Raw genomic sequence first — 24,499 nt, 5'->3', positions numbered from 1 at the left:
TTGTATTAACCTAGGATGTGAATAGGTTTTATTTGTTTTTGTTGTCGACCAATACCGCCAGAAGAATAACCACTGCTTTTGCAATCATCTGGTAGTAAGAAGATACGTCTAATAGGTTTAGGGCGTTGTTTAGGAAGCCGATAATCAGAGCACCAATCAATGTGCCCATGATGCGACCACGACCGCCGGCTAAGCTTGTTCCGCCAAGAACTACGGCTGCGATAGCGTCTAGCTCATAACCCATACCTGCGGTTGGTTGAGCCGATGACAAACGAGATGCCACGATAATGCCTGCAACGGCTGCTAACAGACCACAGATTGCGTAAACGCCGATTTTTACTTTGTCTACGTCGATGCCTGATAGTCTAGTTGCTGATTCGTTGCCACCCAGAGCGTAAACGTAGCGACCAAAGCGAGTGTGGTTAAGTAGGTACCATACCGCTGCGAACACCACGACCATGATCCATACTGGAACTGGGATGCCCATTGCGTAGCCTGTACCGAACCAAGCGAATGCGTCTGCTGTGTCTGTAAAGCCAGTCGAGATAGGACGACCATCGGTGTAAACCATGGTCACGCCGCGCAATAGAGTCATGGTTACAAGCGTTGCGATGAAGGCTTGTACTTTACCCTTGGCGATAATCACACCACTGATAGCACCCAATGCTGCACCGGCTACAAGAGCGGTTGGCACTGCGATCATCACTGGGATTTCCATGCCAATCATGCTGGCGGCGAATGCACCACAAAGTGCCAGTACAGAGCCAACACTCAAGTCGATACCCGCGGTTAAGATAACCAGCGTCATACCTACAGCGATAATTGCGTTAACCGAGGTTTGGCGCAGAATGTTCAGGATGTTGTCGACAGTAAAGAAGTTCGGGTTTAAGAAAGAAACGACAACAATCAGGAAGATCAAAGCAATCAATGACTTTTGATCAATCAGCCATTCTTTGCTGATTAATGGATTTTTCTTTGGAGCTTCAGTTGTTTTGCTCATGGTTTTAGTACTCATGCTGCGTCCTCGTTGATCTTTTTACCGACCGCACACGCCAGTAATAATTCTTGGTTTGCTTCTTTAGCATCAAATTCACCGCTTACACGGCCTTCATGCATCACCATGATGCGGTCACTCATTCCTAATACTTCTGGCATTTCAGATGAGACTAAGATGATGCTCATGCCGTCGGCTTTAAATTTATTAATGAGTTGGTAAATCTCTTTTTTAGCACCGACATCGACACCACGCGTTGGCTCATCGAGAATCAGTACTTTTGGTTTGGTCATCAAGCCTTTAGCGATAGCCACTTTCTGTTGGTTACCACCAGAAAGGTTGCCAATAATCTGTTCGCGAGTCGGTGTTTTGATGTTGAATAGCTTGATGAAGTCATCAACTGCAATCACTTCGTCTTTATGTTGGATTTGACCGCTCTTTGTTAGTAGGTCAAGTGAACAAAGAGACATGTTCTCTTTAACAGAAAGCCCAAGCACCAAGCCATCGCCTTTACGGTCTTCAGAGATGTAAGCAATGCCATTGGCCAAGCCGTCTTTCGGGCTTACAGGGTTGATGGTTTTGTTTTCTAGGTTGATGACGCCGCGTTCACTTGGAAGGGCACCGTAAATCACTTTCATCAGCTCGGTACGACCTGCGCCCATTAGGCCAGATACACCCAGGATTTCACCGCGTTTTAGCGTAAAGCTCACGTCGTGAACACCAGAACCCGTCAGGCCAATCACTTCAAGACAAGTTTCACCGTGGCTCTGGCCGATACGTGGATATTGCTCGTCCAACTTACGGCCAACCATCATTTCGATTAGGCCATCTTCGTCGGTGTCTTTTACTTCACACTGACCAATGAACTTACCGTCACGAAGCACTGTGATGTCATCGCAAATCTCGAAGATCTCTTTCAAACGGTGAGAGATGTAAACAATGCCACAGCCTTCATCGCGCAGTTCGTTAATCACCTTAAACAGAGATTCAGTCTCGGTATCGGTTAGCGCATCGGTTGGCTCATCCATGATGATGACTTTAGATTCAAACGATAGGGCTTTCGCGATCTCTACCATTTGCTGCTCACCAAGACTCAACTGGCCTAAAGGTGTTTTCGAGCTGTGTTTCACGTTAAGGCGTTTAAGTAGCTTGTCTGCTTCTTGGTACATCTCGTTCCACAAGATACGACCCATGGTGCCTGTGATTTCACGACCTAAGAAGATGTTCTCGGCGATGGTCAATTCAGGGATTAGATTCAGTTCTTGGTGAATGATGCTAATGCCTGCTTGTTGAGAATCACGTGGCCCTTTAAATGCAGCAGGTTTTCCTTGGTAGGCGATAGTGCCGCCGTCCAAGTGGTAGATACCTGTAAGCACTTTCATAAGCGTTGATTTACCCGCACCGTTTTCACCCATTAACGCCATTACGCGTCCTGGGTAAACGTTGAGGCTTGCCTTATCCAGTGCTTTAACACCAGGGAAGGCTTTCTCAATTGAGCTAAGTTCTAAAATGGCTTGAGTCATGTCGGTTCCTTTACTCGGGGCCAGTTGTATTTGATTGTTCTGTCTATGCATTGTTTTGGTTCAGTGATAACACTGAGCTGTCGTTGCGTTTTGCTTGAGCTAAAAGGTTACGCCAGCTTGGAAAATAACATTCGCGTATGGTGTGCATTCACCTGTGCGAATCACTGCACGGCTTTCATGCGTTCGCTGCTTGAATTCTTCATGAGTGATGTAAGTAATAGAAAGCGATTTGCCACAACGTGCTTCTTCTGTCTTGATTAAATCAATCAGTGCTGCGTGGTGTTCTGGGCTTACTTTCGCAAACTCTTCTGCAATCACAACACCTTCGATTTGAGATTCATCCAGCATGGTTTTTACCGTTTGCTGAAAGCTTGGGACACCGTGAGTTAAAGCAAGATCAATACGAGTTACGTGGTCTGGAATTGGTAAGCCCGCGTCACAAATCGTGATTTCATCTGTGTGGCCAAGAGTCGCCACTAGGTAAGAGAGTTCAGAGTTTATTAGAGTACTTTTTTTCATATCACGACCTATCGAAAAATAACGCTTGATGGGTTGAGGACAACTCAAGAAAAGCCATCGAAACGTTTCGATAGTGATAATAGTGTCTGATTTATCATTTGCACGTTTGATTGTTTTAGAGTGTGATAATGATCATCGAAACGTTTCGATGGGGCGTTTTTTGGTGATCTTAGTCACCGCCATTGATTGCATAAATCCTTTATGTGGGTTCAATCGATAGCGCATATCCAAACTTACTGATGGTAATGATATGGACGTTTTGTGCTCTTAATCGCGCGAACACATTGCGCAGGTTATAGACGACGTTAGCAAGAACATGCGGTGACGAGAGTTGCCCGTCCCAACACACATCAACAATATGCTCTCTTGAAATCGGTCTTCCCACATTTTCCAATAATAAGCAGAGCACTGCTAATAGGTGAGGGCGCAAAGTGATTTTGTTTCCTTGCTGATTGGTAATCGTTCGAGCGTCGATATCAATGATTAAGCCGTTGAGGTCTATTGTGTGGTTCATCGTGTTTTCTGTTCGTCTTATTCTGAATTGTGGAGATTGAGCAAAACTGGTCTGCTGTTCGAGCGGGTAACTATTTAAGTGTGCTAATGGTCGAAGTGGGCGGATTATGCAAAATCACACCACGCTTGAAAGTAAGCCTGCGTAAGCTCATGAGAATAAAATCTAAAAATGGGATGGTTTGAAAAATAGAGGGAAGGTTATTCTGAATAAATGACAGGTTTTTATTTCTAGTTTATTCAGTGAGTTATTTGGTTTTTACTGGTTATGTTGGCTGAAGTTACAAAGTGATTATGTTTTTATTTATTTTTTTGTTTTCTGTGAGATTAACCTGCTTGCCAATTCGACGGGGTGTCGGATAACTCTAACAAGATTGTGCAGCACAGGAAGGCGTAACAATCTTGATTTGCACTAAGTAAGGTTAAGCAGTAATGAACAACAAATTTATTCTAAGCATCGCGATGATGTCAGCATTTGCAGCAAACAATGTAATGGCAGCAGACAGTGGTTTTTACCTAGGCGGTGCAATCGGTACATCTGGTATTGATGATGGCGGGCTTTATAAGGACTCTTTAATTCCAATTACTGTTGATGCAGAAGACGAGACATATAAGATAATTGCTGGATACCAATTTAATCGCATCGTCGCGCTAGAGGCTCAATATACGAATTATGGTGACGTTGTTGCAAAAAATGCATTAAACCGATCTACTTACACTTGGTCTCCAACTGCATTTTCGATCAGTGCTAATCTAGGTTACACGTTTGACAATGGAATTCGCCCTTTTGGCATCATTGGCTTGTCGACGATTGATTTAGACCAGTCGCTGCCAGTGCTTGATGACGATAGTGGTGAGGGTATTCGCTATGGTTTCGGAGTGGAGTACACACCGAAACAGGCTAGAAACGTTAGCTTTAGGTTAGGTTATGAAGCGGATGCATTTGTGATTGAGAGCGATTCAGCTTTTGAAAGTGATAAAGATCTCGTGATCGATTCGTTCTACCTTGGCGCAACATACAACTTTTAAGTTTCACACTTTGCTAAACGGTAAATCGGTTTCTAAATGGGGCGTCGGTTGGCTCAACCCGTTTAACTAAAGTGGAAGGCCGCAGTTTTTGACTGCGGCTTTTTTATGTATAACTCTAGGCTTCACGAATATGAGCGGTGACAGACACGATGGCATGGTCGGTACTGAATTGGTCATGCTCGAAGCTTGGATTGATGAGGTGATGGTCTAACACTGTGTAGCTAGAGATCTCCATTAAGCTTGAAGAGTTCTGACAATCAAACTCGTTCGACATCAAAATGTAGTCCAGTACAGACCCAGAAGCGCCGTAGTAATGGGTTGGCTTACGCTGTTCAAGCAAGTCTTCTTCATGTAGTTGATGATAAAGATCCCAGCTGTCTTTCAATCGAAAGTGGGATAGCCAATGCTTGCTGTTTTCGTCTCGGTTGATTGAGCAACTCAACAGCCCTTTAAACTCATCATTAAACAGAGGTTTATTAAAGTCACCCATCAACACAACAGGTTGCTCGGTTTGGTAGCGTTGGTTGGTGATGTATTGATGCAGCATCTGAGCTTCTAGACCGCGTTGGACACTGGATAGCCAAGAGCCAAGCTGTTCTTGGTGAAAACGAGTGAGCGTGTCACTTTGTGGTTTTGCACCTTGCTGAGTGTTGTCCGCATCGACAGATTCTGCTTTTGGTTCTGTCGGACGTTGTGATTTGAAGTGCACCACATAACAGTCGGTTGAACCTAAATGGGGTAATGTAATCGTCGCGTGAACAGGTGTTCTGTTGAATGAGAATTTGTCGTCAAGGTTGAACGCTGTCAGTAACGTCGAATCGGGTGTCACAGGCTGCACATTTTCAATTGGGTAGCGGGATGCGATACCAACGACAGGGGAGGTGTACAAGTAATCGTCTTCAACGTGCGCGTTATCGACGACTGCAAAGTATGGGTAGCCCAACTCTTTCATGAGTCGCTGCAAAGATTCAGGGCTAAATATCTCTTGAAAGCCAATCACATCACAATCTAATGAACTAATCGCTTCTTCCATCCAATGTTGCTTCTTCTGCCATTCTTCGAAGCTGTAGATGTTCTCAAAATCATAATAAGCATTCGGTGGCTCGAGATAGTTCAGAAGGTTGAACGTTGCGAATGTTATTTGGTTTGGTTTGTTCAAAGTGTCATTCCATTTAGACCTATGCAGCAAGGATACTCCAGTAAAAGTATAGTTTGTTGATTATTTAGAGCCTAAATTTCACTTTAGAAGCCAACCAAAGGAATCTAAGCCGTGGAGGCTTGTGCCATTCAGGCTAGAGCAATCAAAGCTCACTGCATCCAATAACTTCGAGCGGTGACGAGTTAATTGTAAATAAACCGTCAGAGATAGAGTGCTGATGGTTTTATTAGTTATTACATGATGTTAGATTTGAACCTATACTTGATTTAACGGCATGCATTCAAAGCCGATAAATCAACTTGAATATAGAATTCATGACATTTGAAGGGAGAGTCAAATGGGAACAGTTTTTCGACGCAAAGCCTCGCAACGCACTCAGTTTTTCAGGTTTAAATTGAAGTCATGTGCAATCATGTTGCCGCTTATTGCTTTACAACCCTCCGTTACTTACGCTTCTGATACCCAATCCACTCCTGCTGTCACCGTTATTGAAACCACACAACTGGTTGGTTTTGGTGAAGCAAAATATCCAGCCGATTTCACTCACTTCGATTACGTTAATCCTGATGCGCCAAAGCAGGGCAAAGTGACCTATGGCAGTATAGGTACGTACGATAGCTTTAATCGATTCGGTTCCCGCGGCGTTGCTGCAAGTTATACCGGAGAGATTTACGATACCTTGATGTTTTCTCCGAGTGACGAGATTGATGCGTACTATCCATTGATCGCTTCAAAGGTTCGCTACGCCAGTGATTTCACGTGGATGGAAATCGACATCAACCCAAATGCCAAATTCCAAGATGGCGAGCCAATCACCGCGCATGATGTTGCCTTCACTTTTGACAAGTTCTCAACCGAGGGCGTGCCTCAGTATCGTGTGTATTACAAAGAGATTAAGTCAGTAAAAGCGGTCTCTGATTTGGTTGTTCGTATTGAAATGAACAGTCCAAACCGCGAAAAACTGTTCAGCTTCGCGCAAAGCACTCGTGTATTGCCGAAACATTTCTGGAAAGACAGAAAACTGTCTGAGCCTCTAAGTGAGCCACCAGTCGGTAGTGGTCCTTATAAGATCATCAGCTACAAATCAGGCCAAAGTGTTACCTACGGCCTAGATGAAAACTATTGGGCAGCAGACTTACCAGTTAACGTTGGCCGTAATAACTTCAAGCAGGTGCAATACGATTACTACCGTGACGACACGGTAATGCTGGAAGCCTTCAAAGCAGGGGAGTTCGATCTTCGAACCGAGAACTCGGCTAAGTTCTGGGCCAACTCTTATACGGGCGCGAACTTCGATAAAGGCTACATCATTAAAGAAGAGATTAACCACGAGAAGCCTGAAACGACTCAAGGTTTCGTCTTCAACATTCAATCTCCTGTGTTCTCTGACCCTAAAGTGCGTGAAGCGTTAACCTACGCGATGGACTTTGAGTGGATGAACAAGAACATGTTCTATGGTCAGTACAAGCGTACTCGTAGCTACTTCCAAAACACCGACTATGAAGCGAAAGGCTTACCAAGCGAAGCGGAAGTCGAGTTGTTGTCTCAATACAAAGATCAAATTCCACCGCGAGTTTTTACTGAAGAATTCCAACCACCCGTCACCGATGGCAGCGGCCGTATTCGTAGCCAAATGCGCACGGCTTTCAAATTATTGAAAGAAGCGGGTTGGGTGCTGAAAGACAAAGTAATGACCAACAAAAAGACGGGCAAACCGATGTCATTTGAGTTGCTGATTTACAGCCCAACCACGGAACGTATCGCAACGCCGGTTCAAAAGAACCTTAAGCGTATGGGTATCGAGATGAAGATCCGTACCATCGATACGACTCAGTACATCAAGCGCTTACGTGATCGTGATTTCGACATGGTTTCGTCGTCATTTTCCGCAAACCCTTATCCTAGCCCGAACTTAATGATCGTTTGGAACTCTAACTACATTGATTCTACTTACAATACTGCAGGTGTTATCGATCCAGTGGTTGACGCGTTAACAGAAGAAATTGCGCGTAACCAACAGCATCCTGAAAAGCTTCTTACTCTAGGTCGTTCACTGGACCGAGTATTGCAGTGGAATTTCTACAACATCCCGCAATGGCACGTTGGTGAATATCGCGTAGCAATGTGGGACAAGTTTGAGCGTCCAGATGTATTGCCTAAATACGATTTAGGTATCGATACATGGTGGATTTCAGAAGAGAAGGCGGCATTGCTTCCTGAAAAACGTCGCTAGGAGTTAGTTAGCATGGCCGCGTATATATTTCGACGTTTATTGTTGGTGATCCCCACGCTGTGGGCGATCATCACCATCAACTTTTTCATCATCCAGATTGCGCCTGGAGGTCCGGTAGAGCAAGCCGTTGCTCAATTAGAAGGGCACAACTCTGGCATCATGGAGCGCTTTTCTGGTGGTGGGCAAGAAGTTGATTTAAGCGAAAGTGACCAAGCGTCTGCGAGTGGTTATAAAGGCTCTCGTGGGCTTGATCCTGAAGTGGTTGAAGAGATCAAAAAGCAGTTTGGTTTTGATAAGCCGATTCATGTTCGCTACTTCGACATGTTGAAAAATTACGCGACCTTTAACTTCGGTGAAAGCCTGTTTAAGGGCGGCAACGTTATTGATTTGATCATCGAGCGACTGCCTGTTTCCATCTCCTTGGGGTTGTGGAGCACCTTAATCATCTATGTGATCTCGATACCATTGGGCATCATGAAAGCGATACATCACGGCTCTCGCTTTGATATTTGGTCGAGTGCGGTGGTGATTGTCGGTTATGCGGTGCCGGGCTTCTTGTTTGCGATCATTCTGATTATTTTGTTCGCGAGTGGTAACTACTTCAGTTGGTTCCCATTGCGTGGTCTTGTGTCGAGTAATTTCGACCAGCTCAACTGGTATCAACAAATTGGCGACTACTTCTGGCACTTAGCTTTGCCTATTTTTGCGATGGTTATCGGTGGCTTTGCCACACTGAGCATGCTGACCAAAAACTCCTTCCTTGATGAAATCAATAAGCAATATGTGGTGACCGCGCGAGCGAAAGGTTTGGACGAGAGCAGCATTCTCTACAAGCACGTTTTCCGTAACGCGATGTTGATCATTATTGCGGGTTTCCCGAGTGCATTTATTAGTATTTTCTTCACGGGTTCTATGTTGATTGAAGTGATGTTTTCACTCGAAGGCATCGGTCTACTTGGTTTTGAGTCGACCATTCAGCGAGATTACCCAGTGGTGTTCAGCTCTCTCTATATCATGACCTTGCTTGGCTTGGTGCTGAGCATTATTTCCGACCTGACGTATACCTGGGTTGATCCTCGAATTGATTTTGAAGCGCGTTAATGGCGAATGAATAAAAAGGTATTGATAATAAATGTTTAACAACCCTTTAGCTGAAGCTCGTTGGTTACGTTTTAAAGCAAACAAGCGTGGTTTTATCTCCCTGTGGATATTTACCATTCTGTTTGGACTGAGCCTGTTCGCCGAGATCATCGCCAACGATAAGCCACTCTTGGTTTCTTATGATAATCAGTGGTTTGTACCTGTCATTAATGAGTATGCAGAGACCGAATTTGGCGGCGAGTTTGAAACCGAAGCGGATTACAAAGACCCGTATGTTATCGAACTCATTGAAGACAGCGGTTACATCGTGTGGCCAATCATTCCGTTTAGCTACGACACGATAAACTTTGATATTTCAGGCGCGGTGCCGTCGGAGCCTGATTCAGTGAACTGGCTAGGAACCGATGATAAAGGGCGAGATGTATTAGCTCGTATCATTTATGGGTTCCGTATTTCTGTCTTATTTGGCTTTATTCTGACGATTGTATCGAGCGTGATTGGTGTGGTTGTTGGGGCGACCCAAGGTTACTACGGTGGTTGGGTGGATCTGTTTGGTCAGCGCTTCATTGAAGTTTGGTCGGGCATGCCCACCCTGTTCTTGTTGATCATTCTATCGAGTTTTATCGAGCCGAACTTCTGGTGGCTGCTCGGAATTATGGTGCTATTCAGTTGGATGAGTTTAGTTGGGATTGTCCGAGCTGAATTCTTGCGCTGCCGAAATTTTGATTATGTAAGAGCCGCGCAAGCGATGGGTGTTGATGACAAACGTATTATGCTTCGTCACATGCTACCCAACGCGATGGTTGCATCGTTAACCATGATGCCGTTTATCCTTTCAGGCTCGGTCACCACATTAACGTCGTTAGATTTCTTAGGTTTTGGTCTTCCTGCGGGTTCACCTTCATTGGGCGAGCTATTGGCGCAAGGTAAGGCTAACTTACAAGCGCCTTGGCTTGGCATCTCTGCCTTCGTCGTGCTTTCTCTGATGCTGACGTTACTGGTCTTCGTGGGTGAAGCGGTACGTGATGCTTTCGACCCACATCAACAGAAGTAAGGATAGGTTATGACTTCAAATACAACGCCTGCTTCTCCAGTTTTGACCATCGACAAATTGTCGGTTGGTTTCGGGCGAAAAGATTCGATAGAACAAGTGACTCATGATGTCTCGTTGGAGATATACAAAGGTGAGACATTAGCGCTGGTGGGGGAGAGTGGCTCAGGCAAATCGGTTACCGCCAATTCAGTATTGAAATTGCTGCCTAAAGGCTCGTCGCATTACTTGAATGGTAAGATTAACTTCTCTGGCACCGACATTCTGGGTTGTTCTGAAAGACAACTGCGCGGGATTCGTGGTGGTCGCATCGGTATGATCTTCCAAGAACCCATGGTGTCGCTTAATCCGCTTCATCGAGTTGGGAAACAGCTTGTTGAAACCCTCGCGATTCACCGTGGTATGCGAACCAATAAAGCGCAAGCCTTGGCGATAGAGTGGCTATCCAAGGTGGGTATTCGCTACCCAGAGCAAAAGATTTCAGCCTATCCGCACGAGCTATCTGGTGGAGAACGTCAACGTGTGATGATTGCAATGGCACTCATCAATGAACCTGAGCTGCTTATCGCTGACGAGCCGACAACTGCATTGGATGTGTCGGTACAAGCGCAGATCCTCGATCTGTTAAAAGACCTGCAACAAGAACTCGGTATGGCGATGCTTTTTATCACTCATGACTTAAGTATCGTTCGTAAGATTGCCGACAGAGTAGCGGTAATGAAAGATGGTCGCTTGGTTGAAAGTAACGACTGTCATACCCTGTTTAATGCGCCTGCTCACCCTTATACGCAAAAGCTTATCAACTCTGACCCGAAAGGCTTGCCCGTTCCTGTGTCACCCGAAAGCAAACCGCTACTCGATGTAAATCAACTTCGTGTTTGGTTCCCGATCACGGGTGGTTTATTCAAGCGAACCATTTCTCATGTTAAAGCTGTGACCGACATGGAGTTCACTTTGAAGAAAGGGCACTCAATCGGTTTAGTTGGCGAAAGTGGTTCTGGTAAATCGACGACCGGTATGGCGATACTCAAGCTGGTGGATAGTGAAGGATCAATTACCTACTCGAGTGAACAGCTTCAAGGTTTAGATCGAAAACAGATGCTTCCGTTTAGAAGCCGTATGCAAGTGGTCTTTCAAGACCCGTTTTCTGCGCTAAACCCAAGAATGTCGGTCGCGCAAGTGATTGGTGAAGGCTTGTTAGTGCACCAACAATTGGATGAGCACGAACTCGACCAACGCATCTGTGACGTAATGAAAGAGGTAGACCTCGATCCTGAAACTCGTCACCGTTATCCAAATGAGTTTTCTGGCGGCCAAAGGCAGCGTATTGCGATTGCTCGTGCTTTGATTTTAAAGCCAGAGTTTATCTTGCTAGACGAACCAACATCTTCACTCGACAGAACCGTTCAAGCTCAAGTACTGGATTTACTGAAGTCACTTCAAGAAAAATATGGCCTGACCTATTTGTTTATCAGCCATGATTTGAATGTCGTGAAATCCCTATGTCATTACACCATTGTGATGAAAGCTGGCGAGGTAATAGAGAAGGGCAACACTGAGACTTTATTTGGTAATCCGCAGCATGAATACACCAAGCAGCTAGTTTCGCTATCAAATATAAGCTGATTTTATTCATACTTTACGGTGCTTAATAAAAAAGAACGATACTCAACATATCGTTCTTTTTTGTTTTAACTACTGGTGTAAGGCCGAGCATTAGTAGTTAAGATTTAATTTAACGCATCAGTACATTACGAGTGAATTGCTTCTTCAGGTAGGAACTGTACTCAGAGTTAAACGGTTCGGTTGAGTTGTTTCGCATATCTTGTGAGATCAGCGCGTTAGAAGAGTCTGCTTCAGGGTGCTGTGGCGCTGTACCAAACTCTGCGTTTAGTGCCGTTTGCGTTTTTGCTGATGTTAACCAGTTAATGAATACTAGAGATGCAGCTTGATGTTGACTGTTTTTAGCCACTGTTACGAAGTTACCACCGCCTGACATGCCAAATTCAGGGATGTAGAACTTGATGCGATCAGTAATCGCGCCACGCTTTTGTAGACCCGCTAGGTGGTCTTCCCATGCAGGTGCAAGTGTAATTTCACCATCGTTGATACGTGTAAGGCTGTCTGCGTTAGACGCTGTGATTAGCATATCTTCTTCGTTCGTTTGAAACCAATCCCAAGTTTGTGCCCACGATTTTACGACTTTCTTATCAAGCTTTTCTGTCATATCGAACTCGCCTGATAGGTGACGAATGCTTGACTCGATGAAGCGCTGACCAGCTCCTCCACCGTTTGGATCATTTACACCAAATGCCATTGGGTTGCTTTTGATGTAGCTCTCCATTTCTTCAAAGGTCTGTGGTAAATCAGACTCTTTGATACGGCTAGGATCGTAAGCAAGGCCAGTTTGGTTGCCCCAGAAGGTCACGCCATAACCTTTAGAGTTGATCCCTTCTGCTGTTTGATTCAGCTTTTGAATTTCTGGAAGCTTATTTAAATTTAGAAGAGTGTTTTCTAGTTTGAACGTATTCAATGCTGTTGGACCAAGAGCCACTACATCCATAGAACCTTCATCACGGCGGCTTTCAGCTTGAAGCTTGTTGCGGTTACCATCGTGAGTGCCTTCAGGGATACGAACTTTAATGCCCGTTTCTTCTTCAAAGCTTTTTACAAACTTACGGAAACCAGGTTGAAGATACCAAACTGAGAAAGTTACTGAGCCTTCTTCTTTCGCTTGAGTTTCAATTTCATCCCACGTCATTGTGTTTACATCGTATGCAAAGCTAGAAAATGCTGTGGCGCTAAGTAGTGCTGCTAGTAGAGTTTTTTTCATTGTATCCTCACGAAATTAAGCTTTACCTGTCGATTGAGACAAGTAGTTTCCTTTCAATAAACGTTCAATTAGTAACATCAGTAGTACATTTGGAATCACAAGGATCAGAGATACAACGGCAGCATCAGGTCTGATAAATGAATAACCCAAAAACGAATATAAGATGGTTGGAACAGTAATAAAATCTGGTGCACCAAGTACGTAGGACATATTGAATTCCTCAATACTGATCACCAAGCAGAAGATTGACGATGCAAGTAAGCTTGGTTTGAGCATAGGCAAGAATGCATGCTTAAAAGTTCCAATCTTACCCGCGCCCATATCTGAACATGCATCAATCAAATCTTGTGGAATGGCTTTAAAACCTGCCGACAAAATACGAATTGCGTAAGGCAGGGCCAATACTGTATGCGCAATAACAATGTTGACGTATGGATCAGTTAGACCTAGTTCAAGGAGCATGGCACTGAAAAAGACAGCCAAGATCATTGAAGGCATAACCATCGGCAGCAGTGACACCATTTCAGCAAGCTTTTTGCCACGAAACTCCATGCGACCAAAGGCATAGGCTGTCGGCATTGCTAAAGTGATGGTCAAAATAGCTACCGCTGGCGCAACCGAATAGCTGTTGCGTAGTGCTTCTGGTAGGGAAGTGTTTTCCCACACTTCAACCCAACGTCCAAAAGAGAGAACTTGTGGGAATAAGTCTGGGTAACTCCATGGGTGGTTTGGATCGACTAGGGACCAAATGATAGCCATAGCAAATGGCACACCCAGCCAAAGAAAATTCACTAGCACAAAGAAGCTAATTGAGATCAACATGACCCATTGGGTATTCGTTAAGTTGCGTAGGCGACTCATGATGCTTTCTCCATATCAACAACAACGCTTTTACGTGTAAGAAATGGTTGAGTTAGTAAAGTAAGAACGACAGCGGAGAAGCCTGCGAGAAGCATGATGACCATAGCGATCACTGCTGAGTTCTCCCATTCGTAATATTGGGTTGCGGTAATGTTCATTAACATAGCCAGTGAGTAGCTGCTGCGAGAACCTGCTACGGAAGCAAACGAGAAATCACCAAGTGCGCCAATGAAAATCAGAATAGATGCAGCCTGTAATGCTGGAATTGTTAACGGAAAAATCACCTGACAGAATCTTGCCCAGCGAGTCGCGCCGAGGTCTAGAGCAGCGTCCATTAGATCTCCACGAATGCTGGCAATTGAACCACTGATCAGGATTAGGGCAAACGGTAAGTTTTTCCAAACTTGCAGCACTACAATGCTCCAACCGAACTTATCGTTAGACATACGCATGGGCTTATCAATAATGCCTAATGCCAATAATGATTCGTTGAAAATACCGTGGTAAGCAATCACGTTCATTAATAAGAACGCAGCAACAAGCCCCGGGACAAACATAGGAGCACGGAGAACACCGATAATGGCAGGTTTACCCGGGATAGGTTTGTGTAACCAAAGTGCAATAGGGTAGGCCAGTATGACAGCGCCTAATGTACCGAGTACTGAAGTTCTTAGCGAGTAAGTTACTGAGCGCCATAAAATTGGGTCGCTTAGAGTCGCTTGCCAATATTCAAGAGTTGCATTGGTTTCGCCCATTACACTGAACATACCAAAGCTTTGCGCGACCACCACATAGAGCGCGCTTCCCATGAGTAAGGCAATGGTGCCAACTCCCGGAATCAGCAATAAGTAGGGTTTGAGATTCATGCGCTTACTCCCTCTAGGAAGCGAATTCCAAATTCAGGCAGTTTTACATGAATAGTTTCACCTTTTTGAGCAGAAACTCGACCATTCAGTTGTAAGCGAATTTTCTGAGGAATCTCGGTACCTACCCATCCAAACACATCTAGGTTATTACCTTGGAAAGCTGATGATTCGACTTTAACTTCAAAGCTATTGGCTTCATCCTTTTTACAAATTTCTGCATCTTCAGGACGCCAGCAAACAAAAACTTCACTAGCTTGTGGTGCTTCTGCTGATTCAACGACAAATTCAGCCATGTTACAACTCACTCGGTACTGGTTGTCTTCCGACGTTGATTCCACATACGCCTTGTGGATATTTGCAGCACCGATGAAGTCGGCAACAAAACGGTTAGCTGGACGATAGTAAATGTCTTCAGGTGTGCCAATCTGTTCTATGTTGCCGCCGTTAAGCACGACAATTCTGTCACTCATCGCTAGCGCTTCAGCTTGGTCATGTGTGACATAGATAGATGTTAGGTTGTGCTGGCGTTGCAGTTCTTTAATTTCGAAACGTACCCCCTCACGCATTTTTGCATCAAGGTTAGATAAAGGTTCATCAAATAGGATGATGTCAGGGCGAGTCACCATTGCACGAGCTAGAGCGACTCGCTGCTGTTGACCACCTGATAATTGTGCTGGCAATTTGTCTTTGTGTTCAATCAGACCAACCTGAGACAAAATCTCTGCTAAACGGCGTTTTTGTTCGTTCTTGTCGATCTTCTGCTGAACCATGCCGAAGCAGATATTGTGAGAAACACTTAAATGTGGAAACAACGCATAAGATTGAAAGCACATTGCTGTTTCACGTTTTTCTGGCGGGATCTGGTTCACAACACGGTCGTTCATCAGGATTTCTCCAGATGTAGGTGTTTGAAATCCGCCAATCATTTTCAGCAATGTTGTTTTACCGCAACCACTTGGTCCAAGTAGAGTGACAAACTCGCCTTGTTCTACAGAGAATGAGATCTCTTTTGATGCGTAAAAGTCACCATAAGTTTTCGTCACAGAACGAAGTTCCAAAATTGCCATGATTAACCTTTTTTTAAAAGTTTAAATTTCGAGTTAGATTATTTACAGTTTATTTCAGTTTTATTAACGATCGATATTTTTCGCACAGAAATCATTCTTCGATCACGGAAAGTTTAATAAACCATTGTTTTATAGCTGTTTTTATTTCTGGTTTTTGGTGTGTATTTCTAGGTTGACATAAAGCTGAATTGCTCTGTATTCTGTATTAAACTTTTTGGGGTAGTTTAATTGGTGGCGATTTATGTTTACTTTTGATGTGGCGAAAAAAGGGCAGATTCTTGTAAATAGTCACAGAGGTGACTGTATTCGCTGCCCAGAAAATACTATGCCTGCTTTTATAAGTGCTGTAGAGCGTAATACCAGCTGTATAGAAATTGATATTGCTATGACTGCGGATGAAGAGTTGGTCGTTATTCATGATCCAAGTGTCGACCGTACGTCTAATGGAAGTGGATATGTCGAGCAAATGACGTTATCTGAGCTAGAAGCGTTGGATTTCGGTAGCTGGTTTCACCCGTCATTTGAAAACACGTCAATCTCCACATTTAGTGAAGTGCTTGAATGGGCGGTTAAACATCAACTTGGGTTGATTGTTGAGGCAAAACAGAGGCGTAACCATTACCGATTTGCTGAGCAGTTTACTGCTTTGATAGAACAAACACCCAATGCTCTTGCGCATATCCAATTGCTAGGCTTTGACCATACCTTAGTTAACCTTGTGAAACAGCGTTTGCCAAATATTCAATTACAAGTTGTAACGCTTGCGCACTACCAAAAACAGTTAAATGCAGTGCTTGAATCGAATGCTTCTGCAGTTTGTGTTGAATACCCATATACGACTCAAGCGGTGTTGGAAGAGTACAAAAAATCGGGTTTGACCACGCGTTTGTATTTACCGAATAAAGATAAAAATATGAAACCGACACAATGGCTTAACCAATATTATGGCTACGATGCACATAGTGAAATTATTCAATGGTTGAGGTTTGGACTCGTTGATATGATTAGCCATGACGATATTGATATGTTGAAAGAGTTAGTACAAGAGTCCGGTATGGATGCGATTTAATCGCTTACATTTCCTAGAGTTAAAAAGTAAAACTAAAACCATTAGATAGAGAACCACCGAACATGTTGACGCCGATAAAACCATTACAACTAGAATTAACACCAGGGCAGAAAAAACTACTGGCGGTTTGTCGTGAACATCGCGCGGTTCCACGCGCTAAAATAGTAGAGCAAACGGGCTTACGCAGCGGTTCTGTTACCAGTATTTCGAAAGAACTGTTGGCTATGAATATGATTAAAGAAGGGCCTCGTGAAAAAGTTGGGCGAGGGCAACCGATCATTCCATTACAGCTTAATCCATATGCAGCATTTTCATTTGGTATTGCTTTTCATATTCATCGTATAGAAGTCGCATTAGCAAACTTTTGTGGGGAAGTGATCGATACTGAAATCATGGATTACGCAGAAGATTCGCCAATTTCAGAAGTGCTATCGAGCATCAAACAGAAAATAGACTCGCTGGTAGACAAACATAAAATTCAGAATGCGCGTATTTTAGGTATTGGTGTGTCAATGCCCGGGCCTTCTGAAGGTGACGGCAAGTCGATTCGCACTATCATTCAGATGGAACATTGGCGAGGTGTCGATTTAGCAAGCATCTTTGGAGATGTATTTGAATGGCCAGTCTGGATAGATAATGATTGTAATGTTGCCGTTGTTGGTGAGTTTTATTCTGGTAAGTGGATTGACGTCAAAAACATGGTTCTATTTGAGCTTGGTCATGGTGTTGGTGGCGGTGTGATCATCAATCGTAAACTTTACCGTGGAAGTCGGCATAATGCTGGCGAAATAGGAACATATTTCAACCTGCTTGGTGAAGAAAACAAGCCTACTATTCGTGGATTGTTGGATCAATTGATGGCATCAGGACTGGAAGTGGATGGTCCTGAAGATATTCCAGGATTAGATAACCTTGTAGTGTCAAAATGGGTGCGTTTTGCCGCTGCTCAGCTTAAGCCCATGCTAGTCGTCACTTTAGGATGGTTCGACCCAGATTGTATCGTTATTGGTGGTTCTTGCCCTCAACATATCAGCCAAGCAATTATTGATGAAATCGCATTAGACAAGGTTTGGGAAGAAGCTGAACGCTCGTATGCAATGGCTCAATTCTCTCCTTCAAAAATTGGATCGTCGCTAAATACCTATGGGGCATGCATGTTCCCAGTATTTCGCACGCTAGGTATTTAATAAAACATCGGATAATTGTTATGAAATATGCACCAAGTGTGGGTGTGAAGTTCCATGAAGATGGAAGCGTAAGAGCATTCCCTGGCAACACTTTTATTTGTCATTTAGATCAATCGCTCCCTTTGATTGGTGAATTACGTTGGGCGCAAGATCAGTTAAAAACAATGGACTGTGGCAGCAAGTTCTCATTCTTGCCTATTTCAAGTATGCACATGACGGTATTTGAAGGGGTTTGTGATCAAATTCGTGAAGCTCATAAATGGACGACGAAACTCAACCTAGACGCTGAACTATCGGCAACTACCGACTTGTTTGCGACAGAAGCAAGCCAGATAGGCGCTCAAGGTGGTTTTGAAATGATGTTCGACTACGTTTACAATTGCCCTATTGGCGGTACTGCTATTCGTATTAAACCAGCTAACGAGCAGTCTACTCAAGCACTTAAGCAGTGTCGTGAAGCGTTAAAAGCAGCCACAGGTATCAATATGCCTGACTTCGATGACTATCACTTTCATATTACGCTGAGCTATCGCGTTATTGAGTTGGAAGAGCAAGATAAAATTGAATTACAACAGACTGCGAAGCGCATTGGTGAGCGTATCGCTCAATCGTTTGGCTCTTTGATTCATGGTCCTGTAGAGTTTTGTACTTTCCAAGACATGTTCAAATTTACTCCTGTCATCAAACTATCGTAGTTTTAGGTATAAATAATCACTAAGATCTTTATCTGATTCGAGCTCATGCGTCGTTAATACTGCACATGAGCTTTTTTATTGAGTGCGTTAGGAAAAATAGCGGCTAGTGCGCGATCTCCTACATAGCTAGAAAACGATATTCGTTCTTAGGCCAAACAACGCGACTTTGCTTTGAGTGCTGACTGCAGGTGTGACGTATTGCGCATCCGCTGTAAAGGTTAACCATGGCGTCGCTTGGAACGCGTAGTAGATCTCAAAACCTTGCTCGTCTTTTAATTCAGCTCCTAGTGGCAAATCGCTAATGCTGTTTTGTAACGCATTAGACAAGTTGTAGTAATAGTAGCCCGCGCCCCATTGATCTTGAGGTCTGTCGAAGAAGAAAGCGTTGCCTCCAAGGCCGCCAACAAACGTTCCGTCTATGATATTTGGATTACCGTCTGCCGCTGCTGCTCTTAGATAGACGGCGATAGTATCGTCATTGTTCTCGTAGATATTGTGTGTTGCTTGAGCTCGAATGTTGTACTTATATTTTGCGGTCTCACCCAAAGAAGAGTAATCCACTCCTTCTTCAGTGCTATATGTACCAGACATACCAAACGTAGAACTTCTATCGAACAGTTTGAATGAGTGAGTTGCACCTAATGAGAAGTTCACGCCATCATCAAACCAATCATTGAATCCTAAGTTGTCAGCATATCGATCTCTTGGATCATAAATCATCGCCGTGATTCGTGTATCGCCGATGGTGTGGTTCAGGATGCCGCCAATAAATGATGGGGGAGTCACGCCACTTGGTGGAGCTGAGAAAGCAATGTTCATGAAGCCATGACGAGTTGCACCACCGTAGAATGGCGCATTTCGTAGTAGCTCAAACGCGTCGATCTTGCCAAAAAGTAGGTTGGTGTTGTCATCAAACTTGTGTGTGTAATACAAGGATGAGAAGAAAGGGCTACTGCTGTCTGCGTAATGGGCTGAATTCGGTACTGACAAACTGGAGAAGCCAAAGTCGTTCGCATCTCCGTTTAGATAGATCAACTGGGTGCGAAAGGTGCCGTTATTCCATAGGCCAGCATTTTCGGTATCAAGTGCTGCAAACAGGTCAAAACGGTGTGTGAACTCATTTGAATTTGATGGTGAGCCAGAAACCGCCGATTGGTAAACGTTGGTGTATTCAGCATCTAGCGAGAGTCCGTTGTCTTTAATGTGACTACGATCTCCTCCCCAATCACCGGTTAATGTATCAGAGTATGGTTGGCTTGCATTAGCTAAAGACGATAAAAAAAGTGGAGCTAAACAAAAGGGTAATGATAAAAATTTCATAATTAAATCTTATTGTTAGAACGTAATCTGGCTAAGCGCATTGAGATAGATAAGCAGGGCTGTTTAGCGTGCTAGCCAGTTGTGAATGGCGTTGATGTTTAAACAGTGCACTCAATGCATCAAACGCTTCTGAAATGGATAGGTAACCTTGCTGGTAAGCGAAAGACACCGAACTTGCTTTACCGTCGTTGAGGTCGTGTCTTGAGATCGCAATGCCATGGTTTTGCGCGAGTAAGAACAATGCATCAGCGTTAAGAGGCTGAGAGTCCGCGTTCTGCTGGTGACGCAACTTGTTGACGAGTGAGTGAATACGCTCGATACATTGGCTAAGTCGGTGATAGCGAGAGGTGTTGACCGTTGTCACAATATGTTGGCAAACCTTTACCAATGCCTCCATTTGATCTGTTTTCGCTGAAGACGAAACCATCTTTTCAATAACTGCATTTAGCTCGGCAAGATATTGCGTTCTAAGCTGGGGTAATACCGTCACTTCATCATCCTTAATGTATCCGCGTAGCTCCTTGCCAAGTGACTCTAGATAACCCATATCTAATTCCCAAATGGTAGACATAGTATTGACCTGAGTTGTAATTGACCGGGTCATGTTATCGATTTTGGTGATGATAAAACTAATTTTGAAGTTTTTATGTTTTTATTAAGCTATTGTATTTATTGATTTTTCATTGCATTTCATCTGCTTAATAGACGTTTCAATACCGGTGTCATCAAAGGAAAACAAAAGAGAAGATTGGCTGATGAAGAAGGGTACAGTTATGGTGGTAAACAGCGCAATTAAATCAGATTTATGTGGCTTTCATGAGGCGAGGTGAGATGCTACGAAAAGAGGTTAGCCAGTTAAAATGAGAAGGTGTGGGGCTTTTACCTTGCCAAGTGCCAAGTGCCAAGTGCCAAGTTTCAGGAACGACGAATACATCTGTTCACGGTATGGGCTCAATTCGCTAGAGCCAGTATTTAGAAAGCTGCACTTGTTGAGCTATGTTGTGGCTAATAGATTGCACCACCAAACAGCAAGCATTCTCGATGATCTGCTAAGTGTCGGCACATTTGGTCGTGTTGTGGAAAGCCGTGAGATAGGGGATTGAAGGTGTGAGAGCGTGTCGAATTGAGTTTGAGATCTTTGTATAGAGATATCTGAATATAGGGGTTTCTGTATCGCGGAATCGGTAAACATGTACCATAAAAAGAAAAAGTGATAGCGGACGCTGAGGTCACACTACCACTTTTTGATAACAATGAAGCTTAAGCTATTGAGATACTTTCGCTCAGCTTAGAGTAATGTTCATCGTTATTGTACCTACGTTATTTCTGTTGAATCGCCGTAAGAGCATGTTGGAAGTACAAGCTTGTCGCACACACATCGTGGTCATGATCATGATGGTGGTGATGACCGTGAGCGTTGTGGTATCTGTTGATTACATTCACAACTTTCATATTTTGCTCAGTCATGGCTAAACCAGAGTTACTGTTTTTTACAGGAGCAGGGATACCTTGGTAAATCGTTGCTTCAACTTTTATCTTGTTGATGTCTTCAGGTTTTACCGTGTATGGGTTGTCGTCGAGTACGGTAAAGTTGGCGGTTTTACCGATATCAATGGTACCAACTTCATTTTCTAGACGTGCTGTGTATGCTGCATCAATCGTGATTGCGCGCATTGCTTCATCAACCGTGATGCGCTCTTGAGGTCCCATTACCGTTTTGCCAGACAGACCGATTCTGTTTACAGCAGCCCAAACTAACCCTAGTGGTTGCGCTGGTGCCATTGGTGAATCTGAGTGCAATGATAAAATACCACCCGCATCGATGAATGAACGTCCACGCGCCATCACTTCCGCACGCTCTTGACCGATACCTTGTTCAGAGTAAAGCTCAGCCAGAATATGTGTGTAGTAAGGGTTTACACTAAAGTTTGCGCCAAGTTCAACGGCTTTAGGGATGTCGTCTTTATCGGTAATACCTAGGTGATGGAAGCTGGTTCTGTGATCGTCTCTGCTTTTTTCTTTGTTGAGCTTGTCGACAATGTTCAGTGCAGTCTCAAAGCCTAGATCACCATTGGCATGGATAACAATCGTGTAGTCGTCTTCCCAGTAAGGACGCATACTTGCTTCAAGATCTTTAGGCTCTTGCAACCATTCACCTGAGTGACCATCGGTGTAACCATCTTTAAGTTGCATTAACTGGCTGTACATTGCGCCGTCTGAGAACAACTTAACGAATTTAGGTAGCCATTTGATCTGTTCGCCTTGATAAGACGGGTGCTGAGTCAAACCTTCGGCAATCGCTTTACCTTTGGCAGGGTCGTTTTCTGCCATCATGTAGGTAAAGTTACCAGCTGGCATTAACCAGTAATCCATTGGGAAGTTACCGTCTTCAAGAATGTCGACTACTTGCTCGAACATCTCAGGTGTTGCAACAACACCAGGGTCAATCGCGGTAGTAATACCACCAGAGTGGATGTAATCTTTGGTTCGCTCCATCCCGGTTGCAAAAATGCCGCTATTTACCCAGAACCCCATTACATCATTGAGAAGGATTTTAGCTCCAGCTTCATAAGCATGGCCTCGTTCCCAGTCTAGCTGATCGTAGTTATAGCCTTCGCCAGTCCAATCTTCTTCAGACCAACCTAGCATTTCCATCGCTGCATCGTTGAAGAACAATTCGTGGAAGCTGCGATGCCAAATGATAATTGGTCGATCTTCAGAAATGTTATTCAGCAACTCGCGGCTCATTTCATTGCCGTGGAAATAGTGATGGTAGCCCCAGCTTACCAATGGTTCGCCTTCTGCCAGTTCACTTTCTAACTCAGTTAAACGGGCTAAGTAGTTATCATGGCCTATTACGCCTTCAACGTTGCCCCACGGTAAATCCCAATCAGCAGGAGTAATAAAGTCTGTACCGATCAATAACGCCATCAGCCAAAGGTGAACGTGAGGTTCAACGAAGCCCGGTGTAAGAACGCGATCTTCAAATGATTTATCAATCGTAAAACCATCTTTAGATTGGTACTTAGTGGTAAGTGTTTTTTGATCGCCAAGGTCGAGGATTTTACCGTCTTGGACTGCGATAGCGTCGACGTTGCTATGATCGTGATCTGAAAGAGTAATGATGTCGTTCGATACATAGAGCGTGATAGGGCTAGTAGAGGTTTCGGCGAAAGCTGGTGTGGCGACTAGGCCAGCAATAACCGTTGAGAGAAGTAGCTTTTTCATAATGGATCCTATTGCTCTCAACTAACGGCCTTGTTCTATGAGAGGATTCAGTCGACCATCGCGCTTTGGAAAATCAATCTTCCTGTGAGCGCTTAGAAAGTCAGTTCTTTGTATTCACGGATAAGTGACAAGAAAAGAGAGGCGGTAAACCCATAATTAGCAATGCGTAACTCTGTTCAAATAAGTGTGTATAGCTAACTTCTGGGCTTACTGCCAATACATAGAGAAGCGAATTTTATCGTTCAAATACAGAGTGAAAACTCTCTTCGCCTCACATTTGTGGCTAATTTAGCAGTGTTATTACGTTTCTAATAACGCATAATGATGGGTAAAACCAAACATTAATTATCTAAGGTGGTAGGGATGTTTTCTTATGAACACTTAAACTCATTCTGTGCGACGTATGACGAACAGAGCTATAGCAAGGCTGCGAGAGCGATTGGTAAAGATAGAACGACCATTCGAGAACAAGTGAAAGCGCTAGAAGACAGCTATCGAACCATTTTATTTACGATTGAAGGAAAAAAAGCAGTACCAACCAGCTTTGCACGTTCTATTTATAAGCAATCAAAATTACTGGTGCAAAACAGTGAGCGATTGCATCTAAGAATGATGAATGCTTATCAACAAGAGCTGACCCGTTTAGATTTTTATCACGATACTCTGATGCCCAATGATTTAGTGGTGGAGATAGAACAGCATGTTTTGAAGGCTCACCCTGACATGGTGCTCAATTGGCTGCATCGAAATCGAGATGAGATCTTGGTTGATGTGACACAAGCCCACAACAAAGTTGCGATCATGCAGCACCGAATGGAAAACATGTCGGAATACCCAATCAGCGCCATCAAACTTGGTGACGGTGATATTGCTGCCTACGCACGGATTGATAGTCCTTTGTTCAAAATCGGTGAGATTCGACTTGAAGATCTTCAATTAGAAACGCAATACATCAGTGAGAACCAAAGCAAAACCATGCCTGAGTGGTTGGGTATATCACCGTATTTTCGCACCGTTAGTAATAACGATATGTTATTGGAGTTAGTGAAAGTGAATGGCTGGGCGTTACTTCCAAAAAGCTTAGCGACCGAAGCGGTGAATACGAAGCAGCTACGCCGAATAGAGTTCAATGAGTTGCTTTCACACAGCGCGAAGTTCGGGCTCTCATTCTTCTATCCAACGAGTTTTGAAAATACCAATGTGTATAAAGGTTTGGTTGAAGTACTGAAGGGTTACGCAATCAAGAATCTATAG

At 43.9% G+C, this 24,499-nt stretch carries 21 protein-coding genes; 9 read left to right on the top strand and 12 right to left on the bottom strand.

The features are described from left to right. Positions 1-28: 28 nt before the first annotated feature. The 4 genes from rbsC to HRQ85_RS07250 all read right to left on the bottom strand — a co-directional run bounded on the left by rbsC (position 29) and on the right by HRQ85_RS07250 (position 3,550). Positions 29-1,015: a ribose ABC transporter permease gene (gene rbsC, locus HRQ85_RS07265; protein WP_172379170.1), complete on the bottom strand. Its 987-nt coding sequence runs from the start codon at positions 1,013-1,015 to the stop codon at positions 29-31. Further along, a complete protein-coding gene (gene rbsA, locus HRQ85_RS07260) occupies positions 1,012-2,517 on the bottom strand; it encodes a ribose ABC transporter ATP-binding protein RbsA (RefSeq protein WP_009844906.1) in 1,506 nt (501 codons plus the stop codon). Before rbsA ends, rbsC begins: the two co-directional genes overlap by 4 nt. A gap of 99 nt (positions 2,518-2,616) precedes the next feature. Then, entirely contained in the window at positions 2,617-3,036 is a 420-nt protein-coding gene (gene rbsD / locus HRQ85_RS07255) for a D-ribose pyranase (protein ID WP_017060853.1), read from the bottom strand. A 199-nt stretch (positions 3,037-3,235) separates the two neighbouring features. After that, complete coding sequence (locus HRQ85_RS07250) at positions 3,236-3,550, bottom strand: winged helix-turn-helix domain-containing protein (RefSeq protein WP_172379169.1); 315 nt, start codon at positions 3,548-3,550, stop codon at positions 3,236-3,238. 428 nt (positions 3,551-3,978) lie between these two features. Between HRQ85_RS07250 and HRQ85_RS07245 the strand changes: the two genes are divergently transcribed. Further along, complete coding sequence (locus tag HRQ85_RS07245) at positions 3,979-4,575, top strand: porin family protein (protein WP_172379168.1); 597 nt, start codon at positions 3,979-3,981, stop codon at positions 4,573-4,575. Between the two features lie 115 nt (positions 4,576-4,690). Here the strand turns inward: HRQ85_RS07245 and HRQ85_RS07240 are convergent, their stop codons facing one another. Then, on the bottom strand, positions 4,691-5,734 hold the full coding sequence (locus HRQ85_RS07240) for an endonuclease/exonuclease/phosphatase family protein (RefSeq protein ID WP_172379167.1): 1,044 nt from the start codon (positions 5,732-5,734) through the stop codon (positions 4,691-4,693). Positions 5,735-6,071: 337 nt separating this feature from the next. Here HRQ85_RS07240 and HRQ85_RS07235 point away from each other — a divergent pair, with 337 nt between their 5' ends. Genes HRQ85_RS07235 through yejF form a run of 4 tightly spaced genes read left to right on the top strand, consistent with a single transcriptional unit; the run spans position 6,072 to position 11,745 of the window. After that, positions 6,072-7,967 carry an extracellular solute-binding protein gene (locus tag HRQ85_RS07235; RefSeq protein WP_172379166.1) on the top strand — a complete coding sequence of 632 codons (1,896 nt, stop codon included), beginning with the start codon at positions 6,072-6,074 and terminating at the stop codon, positions 7,965-7,967. Positions 7,968-7,979: 12 nt separating this feature from the next. Then, a complete protein-coding gene (locus tag HRQ85_RS07230) occupies positions 7,980-9,068 on the top strand; it encodes a microcin C ABC transporter permease YejB (RefSeq protein ID WP_004730359.1) in 1,089 nt (362 codons plus the stop codon). Between the two features lie 31 nt (positions 9,069-9,099). Continuing rightward, positions 9,100-10,122 carry an ABC transporter permease gene (locus HRQ85_RS07225; RefSeq protein ID WP_048608646.1) on the top strand — a complete coding sequence of 341 codons (1,023 nt, stop codon included), beginning with the start codon at positions 9,100-9,102 and terminating at the stop codon, positions 10,120-10,122. Positions 10,123-10,131: 9 nt separating this feature from the next. Further along, positions 10,132-11,745: a microcin C ABC transporter ATP-binding protein YejF gene (yejF, locus tag HRQ85_RS07220; RefSeq protein ID WP_172379165.1), complete on the top strand. Its 1,614-nt coding sequence runs from the start codon at positions 10,132-10,134 to the stop codon at positions 11,743-11,745. 109 nt (positions 11,746-11,854) lie between these two features. Here the strand turns inward: yejF and HRQ85_RS07215 are convergent, their stop codons facing one another. The 4 genes from HRQ85_RS07215 to HRQ85_RS07200 are packed head-to-tail and all read right to left on the bottom strand — an operon-like array spanning position 11,855 to position 15,746. Continuing rightward, on the bottom strand, positions 11,855-12,952 hold the full coding sequence (locus HRQ85_RS07215) for an extracellular solute-binding protein (RefSeq protein ID WP_172379164.1): 1,098 nt from the start codon (positions 12,950-12,952) through the stop codon (positions 11,855-11,857). A 15-nt stretch (positions 12,953-12,967) separates the two neighbouring features. Next, positions 12,968-13,813 carry an ABC transporter permease gene (locus HRQ85_RS07210; protein WP_172379163.1) on the bottom strand — a complete coding sequence of 282 codons (846 nt, stop codon included), beginning with the start codon at positions 13,811-13,813 and terminating at the stop codon, positions 12,968-12,970. Further along, positions 13,810-14,679: an ABC transporter permease gene (locus HRQ85_RS07205; RefSeq protein ID WP_172379162.1), complete on the bottom strand. Its 870-nt coding sequence runs from the start codon at positions 14,677-14,679 to the stop codon at positions 13,810-13,812. Before HRQ85_RS07205 ends, HRQ85_RS07210 begins: the two co-directional genes overlap by 4 nt. Continuing rightward, a complete protein-coding gene (locus tag HRQ85_RS07200; RefSeq protein WP_172379161.1) occupies positions 14,676-15,746 on the bottom strand; it encodes an ABC transporter ATP-binding protein in 1,071 nt (356 codons plus the stop codon). The genes HRQ85_RS07205 and HRQ85_RS07200 overlap by 4 nt, the downstream gene beginning before the upstream one ends. 241 nt (positions 15,747-15,987) lie before the next feature. Here HRQ85_RS07200 and HRQ85_RS07195 point away from each other — a divergent pair, with 241 nt between their 5' ends. The 3 genes from HRQ85_RS07195 to HRQ85_RS07185 all read left to right on the top strand — a co-directional run bounded on the left by HRQ85_RS07195 (position 15,988) and on the right by HRQ85_RS07185 (position 18,697). Further along, positions 15,988-16,815: a glycerophosphodiester phosphodiesterase gene (locus tag HRQ85_RS07195; RefSeq protein WP_172379160.1), complete on the top strand. Its 828-nt coding sequence runs from the start codon at positions 15,988-15,990 to the stop codon at positions 16,813-16,815. 62 nt (positions 16,816-16,877) lie between these two features. Then, positions 16,878-18,002: an ROK family protein gene (locus HRQ85_RS07190; RefSeq protein ID WP_172379159.1), complete on the top strand. Its 1,125-nt coding sequence runs from the start codon at positions 16,878-16,880 to the stop codon at positions 18,000-18,002. 20 nt (positions 18,003-18,022) lie between these two features. Then, on the top strand, positions 18,023-18,697 hold the full coding sequence (locus tag HRQ85_RS07185) for a DUF1868 domain-containing protein (RefSeq protein WP_172379158.1): 675 nt from the start codon (positions 18,023-18,025) through the stop codon (positions 18,695-18,697). 126 nt (positions 18,698-18,823) lie between these two features. Here the strand turns inward: HRQ85_RS07185 and HRQ85_RS07180 are convergent, their stop codons facing one another. The 3 genes from HRQ85_RS07180 to HRQ85_RS07170 form a co-directional block, all read right to left on the bottom strand. Then, positions 18,824-20,017 (bottom strand): carbohydrate porin, encoded by a 1,194-nt coding sequence (locus tag HRQ85_RS07180; RefSeq protein ID WP_172379157.1) that lies wholly within the window; start codon positions 20,015-20,017, stop codon positions 18,824-18,826. Between the two features lie 31 nt (positions 20,018-20,048). Further along, positions 20,049-20,588 carry a hypothetical protein gene (locus HRQ85_RS07175; protein WP_253918836.1) on the bottom strand — a complete coding sequence of 180 codons (540 nt, stop codon included), beginning with the start codon at positions 20,586-20,588 and terminating at the stop codon, positions 20,049-20,051. Between the two features lie 749 nt (positions 20,589-21,337). Next, positions 21,338-23,245 carry an amidohydrolase gene (locus HRQ85_RS07170; RefSeq protein ID WP_048611003.1) on the bottom strand — a complete coding sequence of 636 codons (1,908 nt, stop codon included), beginning with the start codon at positions 23,243-23,245 and terminating at the stop codon, positions 21,338-21,340. Between the two features lie 363 nt (positions 23,246-23,608). Between HRQ85_RS07170 and HRQ85_RS07165 the strand changes: the two genes are divergently transcribed. After that, positions 23,609-24,499: a LysR family transcriptional regulator gene (locus tag HRQ85_RS07165; RefSeq protein WP_050650549.1), complete on the top strand. Its 891-nt coding sequence runs from the start codon at positions 23,609-23,611 to the stop codon at positions 24,497-24,499.

This window comes from Vibrio sp. Vb339 (genome assembly GCF_902751245.1).
GTDB classification, from domain to species: domain Bacteria; phylum Pseudomonadota; class Gammaproteobacteria; order Enterobacterales; family Vibrionaceae; genus Vibrio; species Vibrio coralliirubri.
The sequence above is the reverse complement of the archived record's forward strand: the minus strand, read 5'-3'. Positions and strand labels throughout refer to the sequence as shown.

Excerpts from the sequence above, each read along its gene's own strand:
- rbsC (WP_172379170.1), bottom strand. The coding sequence starts at position 1,015 with ATGAGTACTAAAACCATGAGCAAAACAACTGAAGCTCCAAAGAAAAAT.
- rbsA (WP_009844906.1), bottom strand. The coding sequence starts at position 2,517 with ATGACTCAAGCCATTTTAGAACTTAGCTCAATTGAGAAAGCCTTCCCT.
- rbsD (WP_017060853.1), bottom strand. The coding sequence starts at position 3,036 with ATGAAAAAAAGTACTCTAATAAACTCTGAACTCTCTTACCTAGTGGCG.
- HRQ85_RS07250 (WP_172379169.1), bottom strand. The coding sequence starts at position 3,550 with ATGAACCACACAATAGACCTCAACGGCTTAATCATTGATATCGACGCT.
- HRQ85_RS07245 (WP_172379168.1), top strand. The coding sequence starts at position 3,979 with ATGAACAACAAATTTATTCTAAGCATCGCGATGATGTCAGCATTTGCA.
- HRQ85_RS07235 (WP_172379166.1), top strand. The coding sequence starts at position 6,072 with ATGGGAACAGTTTTTCGACGCAAAGCCTCGCAACGCACTCAGTTTTTC.
- HRQ85_RS07230 (WP_004730359.1), top strand. The coding sequence starts at position 7,980 with ATGGCCGCGTATATATTTCGACGTTTATTGTTGGTGATCCCCACGCTG.
- HRQ85_RS07225 (WP_048608646.1), top strand. The coding sequence starts at position 9,100 with ATGTTTAACAACCCTTTAGCTGAAGCTCGTTGGTTACGTTTTAAAGCA.
- yejF (WP_172379165.1), top strand. The coding sequence starts at position 10,132 with ATGACTTCAAATACAACGCCTGCTTCTCCAGTTTTGACCATCGACAAA.
- HRQ85_RS07215 (WP_172379164.1), bottom strand. The coding sequence starts at position 12,952 with ATGAAAAAAACTCTACTAGCAGCACTACTTAGCGCCACAGCATTTTCT.
- HRQ85_RS07210 (WP_172379163.1), bottom strand. The coding sequence starts at position 13,813 with ATGAGTCGCCTACGCAACTTAACGAATACCCAATGGGTCATGTTGATC.
- HRQ85_RS07205 (WP_172379162.1), bottom strand. The coding sequence starts at position 14,679 with ATGAATCTCAAACCCTACTTATTGCTGATTCCGGGAGTTGGCACCATT.
- HRQ85_RS07200 (WP_172379161.1), bottom strand. The coding sequence starts at position 15,746 with ATGGCAATTTTGGAACTTCGTTCTGTGACGAAAACTTATGGTGACTTT.
- HRQ85_RS07195 (WP_172379160.1), top strand. The coding sequence starts at position 15,988 with ATGTTTACTTTTGATGTGGCGAAAAAAGGGCAGATTCTTGTAAATAGT.
- HRQ85_RS07190 (WP_172379159.1), top strand. The coding sequence starts at position 16,878 with ATGTTGACGCCGATAAAACCATTACAACTAGAATTAACACCAGGGCAG.
- HRQ85_RS07185 (WP_172379158.1), top strand. The coding sequence starts at position 18,023 with ATGAAATATGCACCAAGTGTGGGTGTGAAGTTCCATGAAGATGGAAGC.
- HRQ85_RS07180 (WP_172379157.1), bottom strand. The coding sequence starts at position 20,017 with ATGAAATTTTTATCATTACCCTTTTGTTTAGCTCCACTTTTTTTATCG.
- HRQ85_RS07175 (WP_253918836.1), bottom strand. The coding sequence starts at position 20,588 with ATGTCTACCATTTGGGAATTAGATATGGGTTATCTAGAGTCACTTGGC.
- HRQ85_RS07170 (WP_048611003.1), bottom strand. The coding sequence starts at position 23,245 with ATGAAAAAGCTACTTCTCTCAACGGTTATTGCTGGCCTAGTCGCCACA.
- HRQ85_RS07165 (WP_050650549.1), top strand. The coding sequence starts at position 23,609 with ATGTTTTCTTATGAACACTTAAACTCATTCTGTGCGACGTATGACGAA.